Source organism: Polynucleobacter sp. 39-46-10, assembly GCF_002282275.1.
The window spans coordinates 1-3,996 of sequence record NZ_NCJB01000228.1 but is presented as its reverse complement, the minus strand read 5'-3'; the positions used below and the strand labels follow the sequence as shown (position 1 = coordinate 3,996).

The window sequence follows — 3,996 nt, the reverse complement described above, 5'->3', positions numbered from 1 at the left end:
GCTACCGATGAGGCTGGCATTCAGTTTAGGATCCTCAATTCAAGCAAGGGCCCTGCTGTTCGTGCAACTCGTGCTCAGGGCGATCGTATTTTATATAAGGCGGCGATCCGCCGTCGCCTCGAAAACCAAGAGAATCTGACCCTTTTCCAGGCCGCCGTAGATGATCTACTGGTTGTGGGTGATGAGGTTCAGGGTGTAGTTACACAAATGGGCCTGAAGTTTATGGCCAAGAAAGTGGTGCTTACCGCGGGCACCTTTCTGGATGGCAAGATTCACGTTGGCTTAAATAATCATGCAGGTGGCCGTGCTGGTGACCCAGCAGCAGTTTCATTGTCGGCTAGATTAAAAGAGCTGAAGCTTCCTCAGGGAAGATTAAAGACTGGCACCCCGCCACGGATTGATGGGCGAACTATTGATTTCTCGGTGATGTTGGAGCAACCGGGGGATTTAGACCCTGTACCTGTTTTCTCCTATCTGGGTCGACCAGAGCAGCACCCAAGGCAAGTCCCTTGCTGGATTTCTCATACGAATGAGCAAACACACGACATTATTCGCGGTGGTCTGGATCGTTCACCAATGTATACCGGCGTTATTGAGGGGGTTGGTCCGCGCTATTGCCCTTCTATTGAAGACAAGATTCACCGCTTTGCCTCCAGAAATAGTCACCAGATCTTTTTAGAGCCTGAGGGCCTAACAACGAATGAGTTTTACCCGAACGGCATTTCTACCAGCTTGCCATTTGATGTTCAATGGAATTTGGTGCGCAGCATTCGTGGCCTGGAGTCTGCCGTCATTGTGCGCCCTGGTTATGCAATTGAATACGATTTCTTTGACCCACGTCATCTACGCCATAGTTTGGAGACCAAGGCAATAGCTGGCCTCTACTTTGCTGGCCAGATTAATGGCACAACGGGCTATGAGGAGGCTGCCGCTCAAGGCATGCTTGCTGGAATTAATGCTGGCTTGGCGGCACAGGGCAAGGAGCCTTGGCTGCCCAAACGAAGTGAGTCCTATATTGGCGTTTTGGTGGATGACCTGATTACTTTGGGTGTTCAAGAGCCATACCGTATGTTTACTAGCCGCGCCGAGTACCGCTTAAGCTTGCGTGAAGACAATGCTGATTTGCGTTTAACCAACATTGGGCGAGAGCTTGGTCTGGTAGACGACTACCGTTGGAATACGTTTTGCAGAAAACAAGAGGCTGTTTCACGTGAAACAACTCGCTTGCAAGATATTTGGATTGGGCCAAAGCATGTATCAGCCAAGGCCGTTTCAGAGCTTTTGGGGCAAGATTTATCGCACGAGTGTAGTTTGGCCGACCTTTTAAGGCGCCCTGGCATTACTTATGAGGCGGTTATGGGCTTGGCAGAAGGCCTTTGGTCGCCAGGAACGCTGGACGACGACCTGGGTTTGGCCCAACAAATTAGAGACCAGGTTGAGATTTCCATTAAATATCAAGGCTATATAGATAGGCAGGCGGTTGAAATTGCTCGTCAAGAGCATAACGAGAGCTTTCCTTTGTCGGAGTCTTTGGATTACACCCAGGTTCTGGGTTTATCGAAAGAGGTACAACAAAAACTCAATTTGCATAAGCCGGGAACCCTTGGCCAGGCTGGAAGAATTTCTGGGGTGACACCTGCAGCCCTTTCTTTGCTATTGGTCCATCTGAAAAAGGGCTTAGGCAGGACGCAAGAAGAAACCCATGAGTAACGATTTAGTTTCTTTGGGGATTGAGGATTTAGGCTTGAATCTCAGTCCTGCCAAAATTGATGATTTGGAGCTCTTTTTGCAGGAAATGGGTCGCTGGAATCAGGTCCACAATTTGACTGCAATTGAGGGTGAAAAAAACTCTGTTCGTCTGCATCTCATTGATTCTATTACAGTTTTACCGATCATGCGCCAATTTCTAGACCAAGAAAACCCCAAAATTGCAGATCTTGGCTCTGGCGGTGGGTTGCCAGCCATACCCATTGCGATTTTGCAGTCAGGTTGGCATGTAACCCTGATTGAGGCGATCCGTAAAAAGACAGCATTCTTGCAGCATGTACGCGGCAAGTTGGGTTTAAAGAATATTGAAGTCTTGAGTGAGCGCGTTGAGATGGTGGCGAAATCACAGCCGGGACAGTTTGATGCAGTGATTTCTAGGGCATTTACCAATCTTGCTCATTTTTTGGAGCTTGCCCTCCCACTTCTCAAGCCAAATGGCTTGGTGTTTGCAATGAAGGCCAAGCGGGCAGATGAAGAGTTGCAAGACGTTTGCATGGATGATTGGCGATTAGTTGCCGATGAGCCTTTGCAGATCCCAAACTTAGCGGTGGAAAGACGATTGTTGGTTTTATCCCCCGTGAGAAAATCACACCTTTAAAGCACGACCTTTTTAAGAAAAATTATGGCCAAAATATTTTGTATTGCTAATCAAAAAGGTGGGGTTGGAAAGACTACCACCGCAGTTAATTTGGCCGCAGGTTTGGCTGGGCATCAGCAGCGCGTTTTGTTGGTGGACTTAGATCCACAAGGTAATGCAACGATGGGGTCTGGAGTTGAAAAAGCAGACTTGAATAGCACCGTGTATCAAGTCTTAATTGGCCTATCAACAGTAAAAGAATCCGCAGTACCTTGCGAGAGCTCTGGCTATGATGTGTTGCCAGCCAATCGTGATTTAGCTGGCGCAGAAATTGAGTTGGTGGATTTAGATTCTCGCGAACAAAGATTGAAAGATGCACTCGCTCTTGTTGCAAATGATTATGATTTTATTTTAATTGACTGTCCTCCCGCACTATCTTTATTAACGCTCAATGGATTGTGTGCCGCGAATGGTGTGATCGTGCCAATGCAGTGTGAATATTTTGCACTGGAAGGATTGTCAGACTTAGTGAACACCATCAAGCAGGTTCATGCCAACTTAAATCCTGATTTGGTGATCATAGGTTTGTTGCGCGTGATGTTTGATGCGCGCATGACATTGCAGCAACAAGTTTCCGATCAATTGCTTGAGCACTTTGGCGACAAGGTATTTAAGAGCATCATTCCCCGTAACGTTCGCCTGGCAGAAGCCCCGTCCTACGGGCTTCCTGGGGTAGCGTTTGATAGGTCATCTCGAGGCGCTAAAGCATATTTAGATTTTGGTGCCGAGATGATTGAGCGCATTAAGCAAATGTAAAACCTAGGAACAATAAAAAATATTATGGTTGCAATAAAGAAAAAAGGTTTGGGTCGCGGCTTAGAAGCGCTGCTTGGTGATAAGGCTCAGAAAGAAACTACAGCAGAAATTAATCGTTTGCCGTTGACTGCATTGCAGGCGGGTAAATATCAGCCGCGTCAAAAAATGGAAGCGGTGGCATTACAAGAGTTAGCTGAAAGTATTCGTGAGCAAGGTGTGATGCAGCCATTGTTGGTGCGTTTGGTTGCTCCTGGCAAATACGAAATTATTGCGGGTGAGCGTCGCTTTCGTGCCGCAACTTTAGCGGGCTTAAAAGAGGTGCCCGTTTTAGTTTCTGGTGCCAATGATCAGGCTGCTGCAGCAATGGCCTTAGTCGAGAATATGCAGCGCGAAGATTTGAATCCGCTAGAAGAGTCCCAAGGACTTGCAAGGCTGATTGAAGAGTTTGGTTTTACGCATGAGCAAGCTGCAAAAGCGGTGGGAAAATCACGCAGTGCTGTAACCAACTTGTTGCGCTTAAACCAACTGGCAAAACCAGTGCAAGCCATGCTTTTGGCGGGCGACATTGATATGGGCCATGCTCGTGCACTTTTGCCTTTGCCAGGAGCAAGTCAGGTGGCTTTGGCGCAAAGAATTGCGGCTCAAGGCCTTTCTGTTCGTGAGGCCGAAAGAATGTCTACTGCCTTGGCGCTGGCCGGCGGCCAAATCGGTGACAAAAAAGCTAAAACAAAGACTGAGGGGGGTGCGCCAACGCACGACCCAGATATGCGTCGTTTAACACAAGAAATCGCCGATTTAATAGGTTTAAATGCTGAATTCAAGTTTAAAGGCAAGGG

At 47.7% G+C, this 3,996-nt stretch carries 4 protein-coding genes; all 4 read left to right on the top strand.

Going from position 1 to position 3,996, the window contains the following annotated elements:
- Positions 1-1,710, top strand: a 1,710-nt coding sequence (mnmG, locus tag B7X71_RS13250; RefSeq protein ID WP_293600986.1) for a tRNA uridine-5-carboxymethylaminomethyl(34) synthesis enzyme MnmG, incomplete at its 5' end; no start/stop codon positions are given.
- Positions 1,703-2,365 carry a 16S rRNA (guanine(527)-N(7))-methyltransferase RsmG gene (rsmG, locus tag B7X71_RS13245; protein WP_293598662.1) on the top strand — a complete coding sequence of 221 codons (663 nt, stop codon included), beginning with the start codon at positions 1,703-1,705 and terminating at the stop codon, positions 2,363-2,365. The genes mnmG and rsmG, both read left to right, overlap by 8 nt.
- A 24-nt stretch (positions 2,366-2,389) precedes the next feature.
- Complete coding sequence (locus B7X71_RS13240; protein ID WP_215302324.1) at positions 2,390-3,160, top strand: ParA family protein; 771 nt, start codon at positions 2,390-2,392, stop codon at positions 3,158-3,160.
- A gap of 24 nt (positions 3,161-3,184) precedes the next feature.
- Positions 3,185-3,996 (top strand): ParB/RepB/Spo0J family partition protein (locus tag B7X71_RS13235; RefSeq protein WP_293600985.1); only part of this gene is annotated, 812 nt, incomplete at its 3' end.

What these genes read in the sequence shown, in the direction of transcription:
- rsmG (WP_293598662.1), top strand. Translation starts at nt 1,703, where the DNA reads ATGAGTAACGATTTAGTTTCTTTGGGGATTGAGGATTTAGGCTTGAAT.
- B7X71_RS13240 (WP_215302324.1), top strand. Translation starts at nt 2,390, where the DNA reads ATGGCCAAAATATTTTGTATTGCTAATCAAAAAGGTGGGGTTGGAAAG.